General features: G+C 59.3%; 15 protein-coding genes and 1 riboswitch. Of the genes, 14 read left to right on the top strand and 1 reads right to left on the bottom strand.

Features of this window, described 5'->3' with window-relative positions; genetic code table 11:
• Positions 1–275: 275 nt before the first annotated feature.
• The 12 genes from THALAR_RS13905 (at position 276) to rpiB (ending at position 14,622) form a co-directional block, all read left to right on the top strand.
• Complete coding sequence (locus THALAR_RS13905; protein ID WP_021102221.1) at positions 276–2,687, top strand: hypothetical protein; 2,412 nt, start codon at positions 276–278, stop codon at positions 2,685–2,687.
• An 11-nt stretch (positions 2,688–2,698) separates the two neighbouring features.
• Positions 2,699–4,582, top strand: a complete 1,884-nt coding sequence (locus THALAR_RS13900) for a GMC family oxidoreductase (protein WP_021102220.1) — start codon at positions 2,699–2,701, stop codon at positions 4,580–4,582.
• Positions 4,572–5,021: a hypothetical protein gene (locus THALAR_RS13895; RefSeq protein WP_021102219.1), complete on the top strand. Its 450-nt coding sequence runs from the start codon at positions 4,572–4,574 to the stop codon at positions 5,019–5,021. Before THALAR_RS13900 ends, THALAR_RS13895 begins: the two co-directional genes overlap by 11 nt.
• Positions 5,022–5,127: 106 nt before the next feature.
• Positions 5,128–6,372: a hypothetical protein gene (locus tag THALAR_RS13890; RefSeq protein ID WP_211264805.1), complete on the top strand. Its 1,245-nt coding sequence runs from the start codon at positions 5,128–5,130 to the stop codon at positions 6,370–6,372.
• On the top strand, positions 6,369–7,823 hold the full coding sequence (locus THALAR_RS13885) for a Dyp-type peroxidase (RefSeq protein WP_021102217.1): 1,455 nt from the start codon (positions 6,369–6,371) through the stop codon (positions 7,821–7,823). Before THALAR_RS13890 ends, THALAR_RS13885 begins: the two co-directional genes overlap by 4 nt.
• Positions 7,824–7,832: 9 nt before the next feature.
• Positions 7,833–9,032: a catalase family protein gene (locus tag THALAR_RS13880; protein WP_021102216.1), complete on the top strand. Its 1,200-nt coding sequence runs from the start codon at positions 7,833–7,835 to the stop codon at positions 9,030–9,032.
• Positions 9,033–9,133: 101 nt separating this feature from the next.
• A complete protein-coding gene (gene ybeY, locus THALAR_RS13875) occupies positions 9,134–9,631 on the top strand; it encodes an rRNA maturation RNase YbeY (protein WP_021102215.1) in 498 nt (165 codons plus the stop codon).
• A gap of 37 nt (positions 9,632–9,668) precedes the next feature.
• Positions 9,669–10,568 carry a hemolysin family protein gene (locus THALAR_RS13870; RefSeq protein WP_021102214.1) on the top strand — a complete coding sequence of 300 codons (900 nt, stop codon included), beginning with the start codon at positions 9,669–9,671 and terminating at the stop codon, positions 10,566–10,568.
• Positions 10,569–10,573: 5 nt separating this feature from the next.
• Positions 10,574–12,085 (top strand): apolipoprotein N-acyltransferase, encoded by a 1,512-nt coding sequence (gene lnt, locus THALAR_RS13865; protein WP_021102213.1) that lies wholly within the window; start codon positions 10,574–10,576, stop codon positions 12,083–12,085.
• 14 nt (positions 12,086–12,099) lie between these two features.
• Positions 12,100–12,148: riboswitch (SAM-SAH riboswitch) on the top strand.
• Between the two features lie 7 nt (positions 12,149–12,155).
• Positions 12,156–13,337, top strand: coding sequence for a methionine adenosyltransferase (metK, locus tag THALAR_RS13860; RefSeq protein ID WP_021102212.1), 1,182 nt, complete (start codon positions 12,156–12,158; stop codon positions 13,335–13,337).
• Positions 13,338–13,439: 102 nt separating this feature from the next.
• The gene (gene trmB / locus THALAR_RS13855; RefSeq protein ID WP_021102211.1) at positions 13,440–14,150 is read left to right on the top strand and encodes a tRNA (guanosine(46)-N7)-methyltransferase TrmB; all 711 of its coding nucleotides are present in this window, start codon (positions 13,440–13,442) and stop codon (positions 14,148–14,150) included.
• A gap of 22 nt (positions 14,151–14,172) precedes the next feature.
• Positions 14,173–14,622 carry a ribose 5-phosphate isomerase B gene (gene rpiB / locus THALAR_RS13850; protein WP_021102210.1) on the top strand — a complete coding sequence of 150 codons (450 nt, stop codon included), beginning with the start codon at positions 14,173–14,175 and terminating at the stop codon, positions 14,620–14,622.
• A gap of 344 nt (positions 14,623–14,966) precedes the next feature.
• Here rpiB and THALAR_RS13845 read toward each other — a convergent pair whose 3' ends face one another.
• The gene (locus THALAR_RS13845) at positions 14,967–15,458 is read right to left on the bottom strand and encodes a hypothetical protein (protein ID WP_154666805.1); all 492 of its coding nucleotides are present in this window, start codon (positions 15,456–15,458) and stop codon (positions 14,967–14,969) included.
• Between the two features lie 147 nt (positions 15,459–15,605).
• Between THALAR_RS13845 and aroA the strand changes: the two genes are divergently transcribed.
• Both aroA and THALAR_RS13835 read left to right on the top strand, forming a co-directional pair.
• Positions 15,606–16,952 (top strand): 3-phosphoshikimate 1-carboxyvinyltransferase, encoded by a 1,347-nt coding sequence (gene aroA, locus THALAR_RS13840; protein ID WP_021102209.1) that lies wholly within the window; start codon positions 15,606–15,608, stop codon positions 16,950–16,952.
• Between the two features lie 5 nt (positions 16,953–16,957).
• Positions 16,958–17,539, top strand: a complete 582-nt coding sequence (locus tag THALAR_RS13835; protein WP_021102208.1) for a hypothetical protein — start codon at positions 16,958–16,960, stop codon at positions 17,537–17,539.
• The last annotated feature ends 16 nt before the right edge of the window (positions 17,540–17,555 follow it).

Genomic DNA, 17,555 nt, shown 5'->3' with positions numbered 1-17,555 from the left:
AAAATCCGAGGTGAGAATGCAGGCTACGTGAAGACCTTAAAAATGGAGGTTAACACATTTTGCGTCTGTTGGATATGCTGGCTGTCCTCGACTTTGTCTGGCTCACAGCGCGACGAACGCTTCCAAATCTCAAGGCTTTGATCACTTCGGATTTGACTAAACAGGGTGCTGAATTCCCGCGCAGGTTGAAAAAAATCCGATTTTGCGCAACAATCGGCGGTGGAAGTAAATTCCATTTTTGATTCTTTACACCAGTCATTTTGGAGACCGATCCGATGATTTACCGTGTAATTACTTTGATTTTATTGATTTTTGTGCTGCCGATTTCAGGCTTGGCACAGATATTTTCCGGCCCGCTCGATGAGGCGCAACTTGTCGGGCGTGACGACGATAGTTTCCCTCCTGCGGATGAAGATTACTTCGCCGAGATGGACAATGGGCTTGCGCTCACACCGGACGAAATCAAGGGCCGGAATATGTGGATGGTCTGGACCGGAGGCAATGATCTGCTCTGGGATCGGCTGACGCGCGATACCTTTGGTCAGTTCGATCTGCTCAAGACGCTGTCCTCGCATCCCAATCTGCCCGCGCAAAGATCAAACCGCTTTGAGTATCTAGGTCTGATCAATGAACCCTGTTTTGAGGAGGCAACGTCAGGTGACGCCGACCGATACGGATTGTGGCTCGACAAACGGGTTTCGGATTGTGCGGATGATCCCTTCGCAAACGCGGAAAAATACCCCGGAGTCGAGATCGGCGCGCGGGGGCGCAATGTGCCCGTAGGATCGTATTACGGCGAACCAACCGGAGTTCTTGGCCTCAGGCTGTTTACCAACCCCGATTTTGATGAAAGAGCGGAACGTCAGTGGGACCCAGAGCGGTTTTACACTGACCCGGACTATTACAACGATGAGGACCTCATCCGCCCTTACCGGGTAGGGATGTCGTGTGCGTTCTGTCACGTCGGCCCAAGCCCGATTGCCCCACCGGATGATCCCGAAAACCCAAAGATGGAAAACCTGAATGCGACAGTCGGGGCGCAATATTTCTGGTTTGAACGCGTGTTCGCGTGGAACCCCGACCCACGCCAATACATGGTTCAACTGATCCATACAGCGCGACCAGGGACGCTTGATACCTCGCTGGTTTCCCCAGATTACATTAACAATCCGCGAACGATGAATGCGATATATCTGCTGGAGGAACGTCTGCGTAATGCGCTGAAATTTGGCGAAGAACGACTGTCAGACGGCGAGCGGGACAACAAGCAGTTTCAGGATTTTCTACCCGGCAGTCCGCTGGATTCACATTTCGTCGAACCTGATCTCAGTTTAAGCCCGCGCGTGCTGAAGGACGGTGCGGACTCGGTCGGAGCATTGGGTGCGCTGAACCGTGTCTATCTGAATATCGGCCTGTTCAGTGAGGAATGGACGCGGCATTTCAACCCGATTTTGGGCGGCAAAGACATTACGCCCATCAAGATCGCAACAGCGCAAAAGAATTCCGCATATTGGCGCGCAACGGAAAACCAGTCGCCGCTAACTGCACTTTATTTCCTGAAAGCCGGGCGGCCCGACAGATTGAAAGACGCACCGGGCGGGGAGGTGCTTTTCACCGAGTCCGACGCGTCGGTCGACAATGGAAAGACAATTTTCGCCGAAAATTGCGCACGATGCCACTCGTCGAAGCTTCCGGAAATAGCCTATGAAGCCATGCCCGGCGGCTGTGCGGGCCCCGGCTATCTACAGTGTTTCGAGGATTACTTTGAGCTGACAAAGACCGACGCTTTCAAAGCCGAGATGCGCGATATCGTCCATGCAGATGACTTCCTTGAGGCCAACTATCTGTCCAACGAACTGCGTATCCCCGTGACGGTACTGCAGACCAACGCGTGCAGCCCATTGGCCACCAACGCAATCGAAGGCAACATCTGGGACAACTTCTCCTCTTCGACCTATAAGGCGCTGCCCTCGGTCGGCCCGATCAAGGTGCATCACCCCAAAACCGGCGAGGAATACGACTACGAGATGCCCGCAGGTGGCCGCGGTTATACCCGCGTCCCTTCACTTGTCAGCCTTTGGTCAACCGCGCCGTATCTTCTGAACAACACTGTTGGCTATTATGATCCTGACCCGTCTGTTGAGGGCCGGATGGCGGCGTTTGAGGATGGTATCGAGCAGATGCTCTGGCCCGAGAAGCGCGATAAGGACTCCGTTCTGGGCGATGCTGTCCCCGGCCTCATTGATCGCACGACAGAGCAGAGCTACCTGATCGTGCCCAAGGGGTTCCAGCCGGATTTTCTGGTCCGCCTGTTCAGCCCCCTACGGGACGAACTGCCGTGGTTGTTCAATGAGAACGGTGACATCGAGCTCGGGCCGATCCCGGCGGGCACACCAGTCGGTCTTCTGGCAAACCTGAATATACGTCTCGACAACGCCGATATTCTGGAGCGGTTGGGGCATGATGTCGATCTGGCAAAGCTGCTCATTCGTATCAAACGCGACCTTAAGGATTTGCCCGAGGACGTCAGCGATGAGCAGGCGCGCGTTATCTTCGCCGATTTGGTCGAGCCGCTGCTGGAGCTCAGCAAATGTCCCGACTATGTCGTCAACCGGGGGCATTATTTCGGCACCAAGCTCAGCGATGCAGAAAAGCAGGATTTGATAGCCTTCCTGAAGCATTTTTGAGGGATGCAACGGTGGACACCGAGCCCTTTGACTATGTGGTTGTCGGGTCAGGTGCAGGTGGTGGAACATTGGCTGCGCGACTGGCGGAAGAGGGGATGCGCGTGCTCTTGCTGGAGGCAGGCGGCGATCCAAGATCCACAGAGGGCGGCGTTCGTCATATGGACGGCTCCAACCGGATGCCGGACGACTACGACGTTCCGGCGTTTCATCCGTTTGCATCCGAGAACGAGGCACTGCGTTGGGACTTTTACGTCAACCATTACGCCGATGCGGATCAGCAGGCCCGTGACCCGAAGGCGCTACCCGAAGGGGTGCTTTATCCGCGTGCGGGAACGCTTGGCGGCTGCACTGCGCATAACGCGATGATCTTGGTCTACCCCCATAACGAAGATTGGCACACCATTCAGGAAATCACCGGTGATGATGGATGGTCACCCGATGCAATGCACCGCCTGTTCCGGAAAATCGAAAAGTGCAGCTACCGTCCAATTCAACGGGCGCTGAGTGCGATCGGAATTGACCGGACGCGCCACGGGTTCGCAGGATGGTTGTCGACACAGAAGGCGATCCCGCGCGATGCCTTGCGTGATGACGACATCATGGACGTTTTGCGAAAATCGCTGCGAGAGATGTTGGGGTCAGGGGGCAATACGCTCAGGCGCTTGCGTTGGTTCATCAACAGCGCCGCGGACCCCAACGATATTGACCGGATAGACGATGACGCCGATGGAATGGTCTACACACCCTTGACCACGAAGGACGGCGTTCGGGTCGGCACGCGCGAGCGGGTGCTTGACGTTGCCACCACATTTCCGGAGCGTTTGGTGGTCGAATTGGATGCCCTCGCAACGAAGGTCATCCTTGACGCAGACAACCGGGCAACCGGCGTCGAATACCTGAAGGGTGCGCGGCTCTATCAGGCACACGCCGAACCAAACGAAGAGGCGGGCGAGACGCGTCGCGCATTTGCAAAACGCGAGGTGATACTTGCCGGTGGGGCCTTCAACACACCTCAGCTTTTGATGCTCTCGGGCATCGGGGACCCCGAGGAGCTTGAGCCCTTGGGAATTGAGCCGCGGGTCACCCTAAAAGGGGTCGGGCGCAACCTGCAAGACCGCTACGAAGTCGCTGTCGTTAACCGGATGGCGTTCGACTGTTGGGACAGCATGAAAGAGTGCCGATACGAGACAGGCGATCCGCTTTGGAAGAAGTGGCGGGACAAGAGCAAAGGTCTCTACGCCACAAACGGGGCTGCGCTTGCGGTGATCCGGCGGTCCTCGCCCCAGCAAGCGGTGCCTGATCTGTTTTGCATGGCGCTGTTGGGGAAGTTCAGCGGGTATTATCCGGGATATGCGGCGGATCTGTCGAAAAGCCGCAACCACCTGAGCTGGGCTATCCTCAAGGCGCATACGCTGAACCGTGCCGGGCGCGTGAGGCTGGCCTCTAACAATCCGCGGGACAGGCCGATCGTCGATTTCAATTACTTCGAAGACGGCGAAGATGTTGATCTGCAAGCCGTGGTCGAAGGCGTCAAGTTTGTCAGGCACCTAAGTGAGCCCCTGAAGCGTGACGGGCGGATTGAGGTCGAGGAGGTTCCGGGCCCCGAAATCCAGTCCGACGCACAGATTGCCCAGTTCATTCGGGACGAATGTTGGGGGCACCATGCCTCGTGCAGTTGCCCTATCGGCGCGCGCGAGGATGGCGGCGTTCTGGACGGGCGTTTGCGCGTTCACGGGGTCGATGGCTTGCGGATAGCCGATGCATCGGTTTTCCCGAGAATCCCCGGCTTTTTCATTGCGTCTTCCGTTTACATGATCGGCGAAAAAGCTGCCGAGCTCATCTTGGAAGACGCCCAATCTGGGAACCTTAAGGAAAGGGTCAGCTATGGCACTTGATATCGAGGCACTGATGGACATGAATCAGGATGAACTGGACGCGTTGTTTTCCAGCGTTTCCGCTGGCGATATTCCCGACGGCGAGGCGGAGGGCACCGCGATAGTCGCGCCGGGAACGAAGTTCTCGCCGCTTATCTCGCGGTTCATCAACAGTTTTGCATGGCAGGGAAAAGTGTTCGACGCCTCAAAGGGTGTGTTGAAGAACCGTATCCTGCCCTTCGGGCTCAATGCCATTCTGGCCAAGGTCTACAAGGACAAAAGCTGGCTCGATGGAAAAGAATGTATTGTGCTCGATTATTCCGAAACATCCATCGCCGCGCAGTGGATCAGGGACGAAATTCGCGCAATCGGGCCGGGGCTTTATCTTGGCAAAGTCTATTGGGATGACACGCGGCTGATTGATTTCGCCCTCGATTTCAACGCCGAGACCGACAACTGACACACATCTATCTGAGTGGGACGCAATGACGCCACAGTCCACCTTTCTCATATTGGCACCGGTCCGCGAGGGTCGGGTCGAAGAATTGCGGACAGTTTTGAATGGCATGACCACAAAGCCCGGATTGGCTGATCCTGAGAACCCTCTCGTGCCTTTTCGCGCGTTTGATCGGCTGCACGTAGCACGGTTCCTTATCATAGAGGCCGACACATGGCGCGATATCGAAGCGTACGGGATCACCGCACACCCCTATCCTGTCCAGCTTGCGTTTGTGGGGGATGTAGATGGCGACCGGGACAGCTTTCTTGATGAGTTGGTGGAACAGGCCGACGAAGGCTTGCGCAAGATATTTGCGTATTGCGACGGTTTCGACACCGGTACAAACCTGCGTCGCTGGATGGTGCGACACAACGTGCAAGAGGCCGCAAATTACGTCAACACACGCGGCCGTACTGTTCAGCAAATACGCGAAGAGGCTGCCTTGTGTCAGGCGCTTGGCGCCGAGTTGGCAAGGGTGGTTGAGGCTCATGGCGCTGCGGACGCGACTCAGCTTCACGAAAGATTGGCGCATTTTGTCGACCTCGAACAAAGGGCAGGGCGATTGCCGCTGACACCGCCAGAGCGGATGCCGTTAGGACGAAAAATTGCGAACGGAATTGAGATGATAGGTGTTCCGCTGGGGCTTGTGCTGATCTCGCCCCTGCTGCTTCTCTTGCTGCCGTTTCTTCTTTGGCGACTGCGCAGTCTGGAACGCTCGGACCCGGAAATTCTTCCACGCCCTGACGATGCGAAGATCGTGGCATTAGGCGCGCAAGAGGATCACGACGTCACCAACCCCTTCTCCGCCATTGGTGATCTGAAGCCCGGCCCGTTCCGCCGCGCCACTGCGACGACGTTTCTGTATCTGTTGAACTATGCTGCGAAATACATCTACGGGCGTGGCTATCTCACACGCGTGCAGACGATCCATTTCGCGCGTTGGGTTTTTCTCGACAACAAGCGCCGCGTTCTGTTTTGCAGCAATTATGACGGTGCGCTTGAGGCTTACATGGATGACTTCGTTAACAAGGTCGCATGGGGGCTGAACATCGTGTTCTCTAATGGCGTCGGCTACCCGTCCACGCGATATCTCCTCAAGGACGGCGCTTCGCAGGAAAGCAAGTTCAAACGCTACTTGCGCAATCGCCAGCAACTCAACAACGTTTGGTACAAGGCGTATCCCGGTCTCACCGCTCGTGATTTGGCACGACATAGCGAAATCCGGGCAGGGCTGGAAACACGTCCCAATAGCAGCCGCGCCCTTCGTCTATGGTTGAGCAAGATCCGCACGACAGCGGAGGGCACCCCATGACGAAGGTCGATTTCGACGACATGCAGGGCTTGGTTCGCTTCGGGCACGGGCGACTTGTGGAGGCTGAATTTCTACTTCTCAAAGTTGCAGATCGAAATGCAGCACGCGCTTGGCTCTTTGATGCGCCAATAGCATCCGCGGCGACCCAAAGCACGTTGCCGGACTCCGCCTTGCAAATTGCATTTAGCGCCGAAGGGCTGAGGGCATTCGATTTGTCCGACGACATTGTCGCGCAGTTTTCTCAACCGTTTCTGTCTGGGATGGGGGCCGAGAATAGCCGCTCGCGCAGGCTTGGCGATACCGGAACGAATGACCCTGAAGGCTGGCGTTGGAAAGAGGCCGACGCGCACATTCTCCTCATGCTTTATGGGGAGCGGGACGGTTTGGAGGCGTTCAGAGCCTCCATCAAGGATGCGCGCTTTCACAAGGCCTTCGAGACCGTGCAGAGCTTGCAGACACAGCCGAATTCAGGTGTCGAGCCCTTTGGCTTTGCCGACGGGATCAGCGAGCCGAAAATTGACTGGGAACAGTCCCGCCCCCCGTCCAAACATGGGCGCGAGACCTATTCCAATCTGATCGCGCCGGGTGAAGTCATTTTGGGGCACCCCAACGAATACGATGAAATCTCGCCGTCACCATCTGTCGAAACAGACGGTGGGTTTGAGAATGCGGATCGTCATGATCTAGGTGCAAACGGAACCTACTTGGTTTTGCGGCAGTTGCAGCAGGATGTCCCCGGCTTCTGGCAGTTTCTCGATCTGGCCACCGAAGGCGACGCTGAAAGGCGGGAAAACTTAGCTGCCAAAATGGTTGGTCGGCACCGCGATGGCACCCCGTTGATGAACAACAGGTGCGATATTTCGGGGGGGCGGCCTGCCAACAACTTCACATATGACGATGATATCAACGGGGTCGTTTGCCCGCTCGGCGCACATATTCGCCGTGCAAACCCGCGCACCGGAGACATTCCACCCGGCAACAACGGCATATTGCGATGGCTTCTGAGTACACTTGGCTTTCGGCGCAGGCCCGACAAGCTGCCCGGTCGCCACGATCTTGTGGCCTCGACACGGTTCCACCGGCTGGTGCGTCGGGGCCGCGCCTATGGACCTCAGCTTTCGCCGGAAGAGGCGATAAGCAAAGGATCAGACGAGGAGCGCGGGTTGTTCTTCATATGCCTGTGCGCCGACATCGTGCGCCAGTTCGAGTTCGTCCAGAATGCATGGATGGCGTCAGGCCGGTTCGACGGCTTGACCGGAGAGGCGGACCCGCTTTTGGGCAACCGAGCGCCGATAGGCGGCGCGGCAACCGGCGGGTTTACAATCCAAACGGCGAGAGGGGTTCCTGAACACCACGCCAACTTACCGCAATTCGTCACCGTCAAAGGGGGCGGTTACTTCTTCATGCCGGGCCTTAAAGCGCTTCGCTACATTGCCACGACGGCAAGTTAGGAGAAATTCATGCGCGCTATCCTTCTTGCTATTCGCCGCCTGCTGCACAAAGCCGTGCAAACCGGATTAAATATCGAGCGGCGCTTTGAGCCGTTTTTTCGCCGTGGCCTTGACCGTGTTGTACGTGAACCACTGGCCAAGCTGATCCAATACCTCAAGAACCGCAAACGGGTGGACCATGGCCTTGGGCTGGCTGAGGAAAAGCTGTTCGACTGGGAAGAAGAGAGCCTGCAAGCGATCATTGACGAGATGCGCGAGCAAATGAAGCTGCACTTCCAGCCCGGCGCTTACGAGCGTGGTGGCAATACGAAGACCCACGGCTTGGTCCATGCTACTTTTACGGTTCACCCCGATTTGCCAGAGCATATGCGAAAAGGCGTTTTCGCCACCGAGCGCAGCTATCCCGCCTATGTCCGCTTTGCAGGCCCCGGACCGGACGTGCCTGAAGACATCCGCGACGTGGGCTTCGGGTCCATGTCCGTGAAACTCATGGATGTTCCGGGCGAAAAGCTGATGGACGAGGAGAAATTCACGCAAGACTGGCCCGCCGTCGTGACGCCGACTTTTGTGACGCCCGATATCCGCGAGAATGCGAAGCTGCAATACTGGAGCACAATTGACGAGCCTGCTTGGTATTTTCTCAACCCAAAAGACCCGCATTTGCTCGACTTTCTGATGCAAGGGCTGTGGAATCAGACGCAATACAATCCGCTTGGTCATAGGTATTATAGCTGCGTGCCGTACCTGCTTGGGGAAGGGCAGGCGATGCTTTATTCGTACAAGCCCCTGACAGACGTTCCAATGGCCATTCCCGGCGTTCCTTTCGGACGTGTTCCGCCGAACTATCTGCGCGACAACATGGTCAAAACCTTACGCGACAAGCCTGTTGAGTTCGACATGGTTGTGCAAATTCAGACCGACCCGCATCTGATGCCGATCGAAGACGCTTCCGTGCGTTGGCCGGAAGATAAATCTCCATGGATTCCAGTGGCCCGGATTCACATCCCAATTCAGGAATTCGACACTCCCGGTCAAATGGCCTTCGCGCGTAACCTGAGGATCAACCCTTGGCATTCACTGCCCGACCATCGACCCTTGGGAAACCAGAGCCGTGCCCGGTTGCGACTCTATCGCGAACTTGCAGCGTTTCGTCAGAAAATGAATTTGGCGGATCACATTGAACCGACCGGGGATGAGCGCTTTGATTAGAGTGATGTCAGTTTCTACTGTGCGCTAACTAACCGCCTCAAACACCGTAGCCCCCGTCCCTTCAAGGTTGACGCCGCGTATGCCTGTTGTATGGGACAGCCATGGCACAGATTGAAATCCTCACAGAAGACGCGCGGTGGACCGATGCGGGGCTTGCCGCTTTGGCCGAGACGGCCTGCAACGCGGCACTGGCAGAGCTGTCGCTGGACGGCGACTACGAGATCAGCCTGCTGGCCTGCGACGATGCCCGCGTGGCGGAACTCAACACCGAGTTTCGCGGCAAGCCGACGCCGACCAACGTGTTGTCATGGCCCTCGGAGGATCGCGCCGCGCAGATCCCCGGAATGATTCCGCAACTGCCCGATGGGGCGCCGCATGAGCTGGAATTGGGCGACATTGCGCTGGCCTATGACACCTGCGCCCGCGAGGCCGAAGCGGCGAACAAGCCGCTCAAAGACCATGTGACGCACCTTTTGGTGCACGGAACGCTTCACTTGTTGGGGTTTGATCACATAAATGATCCAGATGCCGCCTTGATGGAAGGTTTAGAGACCAGAATTCTTGCAAAATTAGGCATTGAGGACCCATATAGGGTTTAAGGCCCGTGTTTGGGGCCGAATTATTGGAAAAGGACCGATGGGCGCAGAAAACGACGGCTCGTCTACCGCAGCGCAAAGCGCGCAGGACATAGACGCCAACCAGACCGACGTCGCGATTGGCGACGAGACGGAACCTGGACTTTTTTCCCGCGTGATCGCGGCGTTCAGAACGCCCGATTCCGACGAAGGGACAACCGACAGCAACGGCTCCGGCAGAATCCAGACCATCGGGTTGGGCAATCTGCGGATGAAGCGTGTGGATGACGTCGTCATTCCCCGCGCCGAAATCGTGTCGGTGCCGAAATCCATCACCCTTCCCGAACTGGTGGAGGTTTTCCGCGAAAGCGGCATGAGCCGCCTGCCGGTGTTCGAGGACACGCTGGACACGCCCATTGGTATGATCCACCTGAAGGACCTGGCGTTGCGTCACGGCTTCAACGGCAAAAGCCCGGATTTCGATCTGGAAACCATGGTGCGCCCGGTGCTGTTCGTGCCGCCCTCCATGCCAATCGGCGTTCTGCTGGCGAAGATGCAGACCGAGCGTAAGCACATGGCCTTGGTGATCGACGAATATGGCGGCGTGGACGGGTTGCTGACCATCGAGGATTTGATCGAGCAGGTTCTGGGCGAAATCGAGGACGAACACGACGTCGACGAGGCCGACCTGTGGAAGATGGAAAAGCCCGGTATCTATCTGGCGCAAGCCCGAGCGCCCTTGGAAGAGTTCGAGGCCGAGATCGGCCAACGCCTGTCCGATGACGAGATGGACGAGGAAATCGACACGCTCGGCGGCTTGGTCTTCATGCTATCGGGCCGCGTGCCTGCGCGCGGCGAGGTGGTGGAACACCCCTCCGGCGCGGAGTTCGAGATCGTTGACGCCGACCCCCGCCGCATCAAGCGCCTGCGGGTGTTGGTGCCCACCGACGCATCCGACTGAGCACAATGATACGCCGCGCCTTCGGGCCTGCCGCACGGCCAGGCTGGCCGCAGTTCGCGCTGGCTTTCGGGCTTGGCGCGCTCGGTGCGCTGGGGCAGGCCCCATGGTCGCTTTGGCCGCTGGCGTTGTTGGGGCTTGGCGGGCTGATCTGGCTCTACCGGAATGCGGCCACCGCGCCCAAGGCTGCATGGACCGGTTGGGCGGGCGGCGCGGGGTATTTCGCAATCGCCCTGTTCTGGCTGGTGGAGCCGTTCCTTGTCGACATCGCCCGCCACGGCTGGATGGCCCCGTTTGCACTGTTCTTCATGGCGGGCGGGCTTGCGCTGCTCTGGGCGGTGGCGTTCGGCGTGGCGCACCGAATTGGCGGCCTGATCGCGCTGGTGGCGATGTGGACGGGCATGGAAATGCTGCGCTCGGTTCTGTTCACCGGATTCCCTTGGGCAACAGTCGGGCATATCTGGTCCGATCATCCGATCTTGCAGCTTGCCGCACTGGGCGGCACACCCCTGTTAACCTTGTTGACGCTGACAATCGCTGCAGGCCCGAGCATACGCAAACCACTTGTGGGGTTGGGCGTATCGCTTGCGATACTTGGTGCCGGATGGGTCTACGGGGCGCAAATCCTGTCCACCCATGCGGCGCAGCAAACCGACAAAACGGTGCGTCTGGTTCAACCGAATGCTGCGCAGCATTTGAAGTGGGACCCTGAGCATGTGGGCCGGTTTCTACAACGCGCGGTGGACCTTACCGCCGCGCCCGCCGACGCGCCGCCGGACTTGATCGTGTGGCCCGAAACCTCTGTGCCTTATCCTCTAAACGACGCACCGACGGTGCTGGAGGCGATCTCGAAATCCGCTGGCGGGCAGCCGGTGATCGTCGGCGGCAACGACCGCATGGAAGACGGCTGGCGCAACACGCTGGTGCTGCTTGGCCCCGAGGGTCAGCGGATGCAGACCTATCACAAGCACCACCTTGTCCCGTTCGGCGAATACATCCCGTTTGGCGAGGCGCTTGGCAAACTTGGCATCCGTGGCATGGCGTCCCGCGATGGCGGCGGGTTCTCCAAAGGGCCGGGGCCGAAACTGATCGACCTGCCCGGTATCGGCCCCGCCCTGCCTCTGATCTGTTACGAGCTGATCTTTCCCCGCGATCTGCGCGGCCTGCCGCGCTCCAACCTGCTGCTGCAAATCACCAATGACGCATGGTTCGGCAATATCTCAGGCCCCTATCAACATCTGGCGCAAGCCCGCTTGCGGGCGGTGGAGCAGGGCCTGCCCGTGGTGCGCGCCGCCAATACCGGCATCTCGGCGGTGATCGACCCGTGGGGCCGGATCACGGCGCAGACCAAGCTGAACGAAGCGGCGGTTCTTGATGCGGACCTGCCCGCACCGGCGTCGGCGACGCTCTACAGCACGCTCTACGACTGGCCGATGCGGGGGCTGTTGGTGGTGTTGCTGATCTGGCGCATCGCCGTCCGCCGCCGTGTTTCGATTGACCCGGTCGCGCGGCAAGGGTAGGGCAGATCAATCATTTACCGCCACAACGGCTTCCTGACGTGGCGGAACAACATAATCGGAGCACTTCCCAATGGCACGACAGAACTACCTCTTCACCTCGGAATCCGTCTCGGAGGGGCACCCGGACAAGGTTTGCGACCGCATCTCGGACGCCGTTCTCGATGCGTTTTTGGCGGAAGAGCCCGAAGCCCGCGTCGCCGCAGAAACCCTCGCCACCACCAACCGCGTCGTTATTGGCGGCGAAGTCGGTCTGTCGGATCAGGACAAGCTGCAAGATTATATGGGTCGCATCGAGGATATCGCCCGCGACTGCATCCGTGACATCGGCTACGAGCAGGAGAAGTTTCACTGGCAGACCGTCGAGGTCACCAACCTGCTGCACGAGCAATCCGCGCATATCGCCCAAGGCGTGAACGCGTCGAACGAAAAGGAAGAGGGCGCAGGCGACCAAGGCATCATGTTCGGCTATGCCTGCAACGAGACGCCGGAGCTTATGCCCGCCCCGATCCACTACGCCCACGCCATTCTGCGCCGTCTGGCCGAGGTCCGCAAAGACGGCACCGAGCCGACGCTGGGTCCCGACGCCAAGTCGCAGCTGACCGTGCGCTACGAGGACGGCAAACCGGTCGGTATCTCCACCATCGTGCTGTCGACGCAGCATCTGGACGAGGCCATGACCTCCGCCGATGTGCGCGCGGTTGTGGAACCCTACATCATCGAAACCCTGCCCGACGGCTGGTTGACGGCGGACACCGAATGGTGGGTCAACCCCACCGGCAAGTTCGTCATTGGCGGCCCTGACGGCGACGCAGGCCTGACCGGTCGCAAGATCATCGTCGACACTTACGGCGGCGCGGCCCCGCATGGCGGCGGCGCGTTCTCTGGCAAGGACCCGACCAAAGTGGACCGCTCGGCGGCCTATGCCGCCCGCTATCTGGCGAAGAATGTGGTGGCTTCGGGGCTGGCACAACGCTGCACGATCCAGCTGAGCTACGCCATCGGTGTAGCCAAACCGCTGTCGATCTACTGCGACACCCACGGCACCGGCGAGGCCCCGGACGCCGCGATCGAAACGGCGGTGGGTGGCCTGATGGACCTGACCCCGCGCGGTATCCGCGAGCATTTGGGCATGAACCGCCCGATCTATGCCCGTACCGCCGCCTACGGCCATTTCGGCCGTGCGCCGGACGAAGATGGCGGTTTTTCGTGGGAACGCACCGATCTGGTCGAGGCGCTGAAAAAAGCGGTCTGATCCTGACGCAAAACGACTGAACAAGGGCGTGCCATTGGCGCGCCCTTTGTCGTTTGCGCTTGCCCGTTGCGCCCGCGCCGTTCCACGGCTACACCGCCGCGCATGAGCAAAGCAGACAAAGACCCCGCGACGCCTTGGCGCAACTTTTATGGCCGCATCAAGGGCCAGTCCCTGAATGCGCGTCAGGAGCAGGACCTTGAGGAACTGCTGCCGAAACTCAGCCTGAAAAACGTAACCCGCGAGGATAATCCGGACCGCACGCCGCTCGACATCGACGCGATCCGCGACGGCAGGCCGGTCTGGCTGGAGGTTGGCTTCGGCTCGGGGGAACACATCGTTCATCAGGCGCAGGCCAATCCGGATGTGCTGATCATCGGTTGCGAAATCTACGTCAACGGCGTGGCCTCCCTTCTTGGCAAAATCCGGCGCGAGGGGGTGGAGAACATCCTGATCCATGCAGGTGATGCACGCGATCTTCTCGACGTGCTGCCCTCGGATAGTCTGGACAAGATGTTCCTGCTCTATCCCGACCCGTGGCCCAAGGCCCGCCACCACCGCCGCCGCTTCGTGACGCCGGAGCATCTGGACCCGCTGGCCGAAAAGCTGAAATCCGGCCATGAGTTCCGCGTCGCCACCGATATCGAGGACTACGTGCGCCAGACCCTGGAAGAGGTGCCGCGCGCGGGGTTCACTCTGACCGAGGCGCCCGACGACTTGAGCAAGCCATGGGCTGACTGGTTCTCGACCCGATACGAGCAAAAAGCCCTGCGCGAGGGCCGCTCGCCGCATTACATGACATTCATCCGCGATTAACCGTTCACAGGGGTATTCCATCATGACCGCCAAAACACGCATCGTCCTGTCCAGCGATCACGCTGACATTAAACTGCGCCAGACCATCGCGGCCCATGTCGCGGAGCTTGGGTATGAGGTCGAAGACATCGGCCCGATGACATCGGAAAGCACCCCTTACCCCAAACACGGCGAGGAAGCCGCGCGGCGTGTGGCGTCCGGTGAGTGCGATTTGGGCATCATCGTGTGCGGCACGGGGCAGGGCATCATGATGGCGGCCAACAAGGTCAAGGGCATCCGCTGCGGCGTGTGCTCCGACACGTTCTCCGCCCGCATGATCCGCCAGCACAACAACGCCAACATGCTGTCCATGGGCGCACGGGTGATCGGCGAGGGGCTGGCGCTGGATATCGTGGACGCCTTCCTGGGGGCCGAGTTCGAAGGCGGTCGTCATGCCACGCGGGTGGATATGATTACGGCGATTGAGGGGTAGCGTTCGGAGCGCAAGCCGGGCGGTCGGCGGACCGGGGGTGGGCGATCTTTTGTTGCGGTTTGGCAGTTTATCCCTGCCAAGTTCATCTTCCCCCACAAGCCGGTGCGCCCGTAGCAAAATCGCCGACCCGTGGGACGGCCCGCCGATCGCCCGGCGCCTTCGGCTTGATTCCGGACGGGAAAGGAGGGGGGAGGGCTGCTGGGCGGGAGTGATTGGCTTGGGTAGCTAACGGCAGCTTTGAGTCCAATTCAGAACTTCAGTAACGCCGCGAATGTCGGCTTGCGCGGGCCTGCGAGGAACCTACTAGAACTGCTTGTGTTAGGATCAGGGTGTTTTTGCGGTGACTACTCAAACGGCCACTCTTGCACCGCGGCTAACCAGAGTGGCTCCTCAGGGTCTTTCCATTCCTGCTGATACCAAGCTAAAACACTTATAAGTTGGTCGGGCCAAGCGGTCACTGCAAGTGCTTCCAAATGCGATCGTTGCTCTCGTCTTATACCATCCAACACAATCTTATCGACTACACCTGATGAGTAGGGGTGCCGGTAACCCCATCCTCCATATTTCTCGGATCCATCGGGGTCATCGGTCCAATTGTCCAAGAAATACGTGCGCCATCGTTCCAAATTAAAGCCAAAGTCTTTAAGTGTCATTCGGATGAGACCTGCGCGGCCGCGACAAATTGCTTTGACCGCCAAGGTTTCATTCTCGATAAAGTCATAATCCTCGTAGTCAGCTAGATAATCTTCTACTCGGGGATTGTTGTTTCCCCAACCTGCCAACTCAGCCATATAAAAATGTACGGGCAAAGCTCGGCCTAAAGCAGGATGTGTCATTTTTAGGTAACCTTGAATTTATAATTTCTAAAAGAACGGTACGCGTCCAACGCTAACGAACCACACCCTACCACAAACCACCATGGACCCTCCCGCACCGCTGGGCTATCACGTCAGGGCTTTTGACTGACCAGCGAGAACTGCCCTATGTCCGGCCACGGTGATCCCATTCCAATGACCTCCCGCGCCGGTGGCGCTTTGACCGGCAAGGCGCATGTGCCGGGGGACAAATCCATCTCCCACCGCTCGCTGATCTTGGGCGCGATGGCCGTGGGGGAGACCAAGGTCTCCGGCCTGCTGGAAGGTCAGGACGTGCTGGACACAGGCCGCGCGATGCAGGCTTTCGGGGCGGACGTGGTCAACCATGGTGGCGGCAACTGGTCGGTGCACGGCGTCGGCGTCGGTGGCTTTGCGGAGCCGGACCATGTGATCGACTGCGGCAACTCCGGCACGGGTGTTCGGCTGATCATGGGCGCGATGGCGACCTCGCCCATTACCGCGACCTTCACCGGCGATGCCTCCCTGAACGGGAGGCCAATGGGCCGCGTGACGGACCCGCTGGCGCTGTTCGGAACGCAAAGCTACGGGCGCAAGGGTGGACGGCTGCCGATGACCTTGGTGGGTGCTGCGAACGCTGCCCCCGTGCGCTACACCGTGCCCATGCCCTCTGCGCAGGTGAAATCTGCGGTGCTGCTGGCAGGGCTGAACGCAGCTGGCGAGACCGTGGTGATCGAGAAGGAAGCGACCCGCGACCACTCGGAACGGATGCTGGCGGGCTTTGGCGCGGATCTGAGCGTGGAGGACACCAGCGAGGGCCGCGTGATCACCCTACAAGGCCAGCCGGAACTGAAGCCGCAAACCATCACCGTGCCGCGCGATCCAAGCTCGGCGGCATTTCCGGTTTGTGCGGGGCTGGTGGCTGAAGGCTCGGACGTGTTGGTGCCGGGCATTGGCCTCAACCCGACCCGCGCGGGGCTGTTCACCACCTTGCAGGACATGGGCGCGGACCTGACATTCGAGAACATGCGCGAGGAAGGCGGGGAGCCTGTGGCGGACCTGCGGGCCAAGTTCTCGGACAACATGCAAGGCATCGAAGTGCCGCCGGAGCGGGCCGCGTCGATGATCGACGAATACCCCGTGCTGTCGGTCGTTGCGGCCTTCGCCACGGGCAAGACAATCATGCGTGGCGTCAAGGAGTTGCGCGTCAAGGAAAGCGACCGCATCGACGCCATGGCGCGCGGGCTGGAAGCCTGCGGGGTGACAGTCGAGGAGGACGAGGATACCTTCATCGTACACGGCATGGGCGCAGGCGGCGTGCCGGGGGGCGGCACCTGCGCGACCCATCTGGACCACCGCATCGCCATGTCTTTCATGGTGCTGGGGCTGGGCACGCAAAAGCCCGTGCATATTGACGACGGGGGGCCGATTGCCACGTCCTTCCCGATTTTCGAGGATTTGATGCGCGGTTTGGGCGCAAATATTACAAGGGATTAGGATTTATGCAGAAGTATTTTGCGAGTGTCGTCACCGGCGGCGAGGGGGAACTGGACGCCAATTCGCGCATCTTTGTGGGTCATTCGGACAGCCTGACGCAGTTTCTGGCGACGCTGATGCTGGCCTTCGATCAGGAGGATACCAAGCTGTTGTTGCTGCGCCGTGCCGCGTTGCTGGACGATTTCGAGGAGGGCGATTTCGACGCCCCGATCAACCTTGGCCCGGTCAAGGCAATGGACATCCAGCCCGGCCGTCTTATCGCAGGTGATCCTTACCCGGGCGAATTGCCTGCGGCCCTGCCCGAAAGCGGTTGCAAAATGGCGTTGGTCGAGCTTGCGGTGCAAGGTGGTGGCAGTCAGGTGGCGCTGATCGGTGTGAAGGCGGACAACGCGATTCAAGGCCTGCGCATCATGCTCAGTGACGCGGATCAGGGCGGGGCGACCATCGCCTCCGTTGAGGGGTTGATGGACGCCGATCTGCACGCCGACGATGCCTACGAGTTCGAGGCCAAGCCAAGCGCGCTGGCCGCACGGGTCGCCAAGGGCGAGCATGTCGCGATGAGCGAGCCGATTGCGTCAGAGGCGTGAGAGGCTGATAAAGGGA

The sequence above is a fragment of the Litoreibacter arenae DSM 19593 genome (assembly GCF_000442275.2).
GTDB classification, from domain to species: Bacteria; Pseudomonadota; Alphaproteobacteria; order Rhodobacterales; family Rhodobacteraceae; genus Litoreibacter; species Litoreibacter arenae.
The sequence above is the reverse complement of the archived record's forward strand: the minus strand, read 5'-3'. Positions and strand labels throughout refer to the sequence as shown.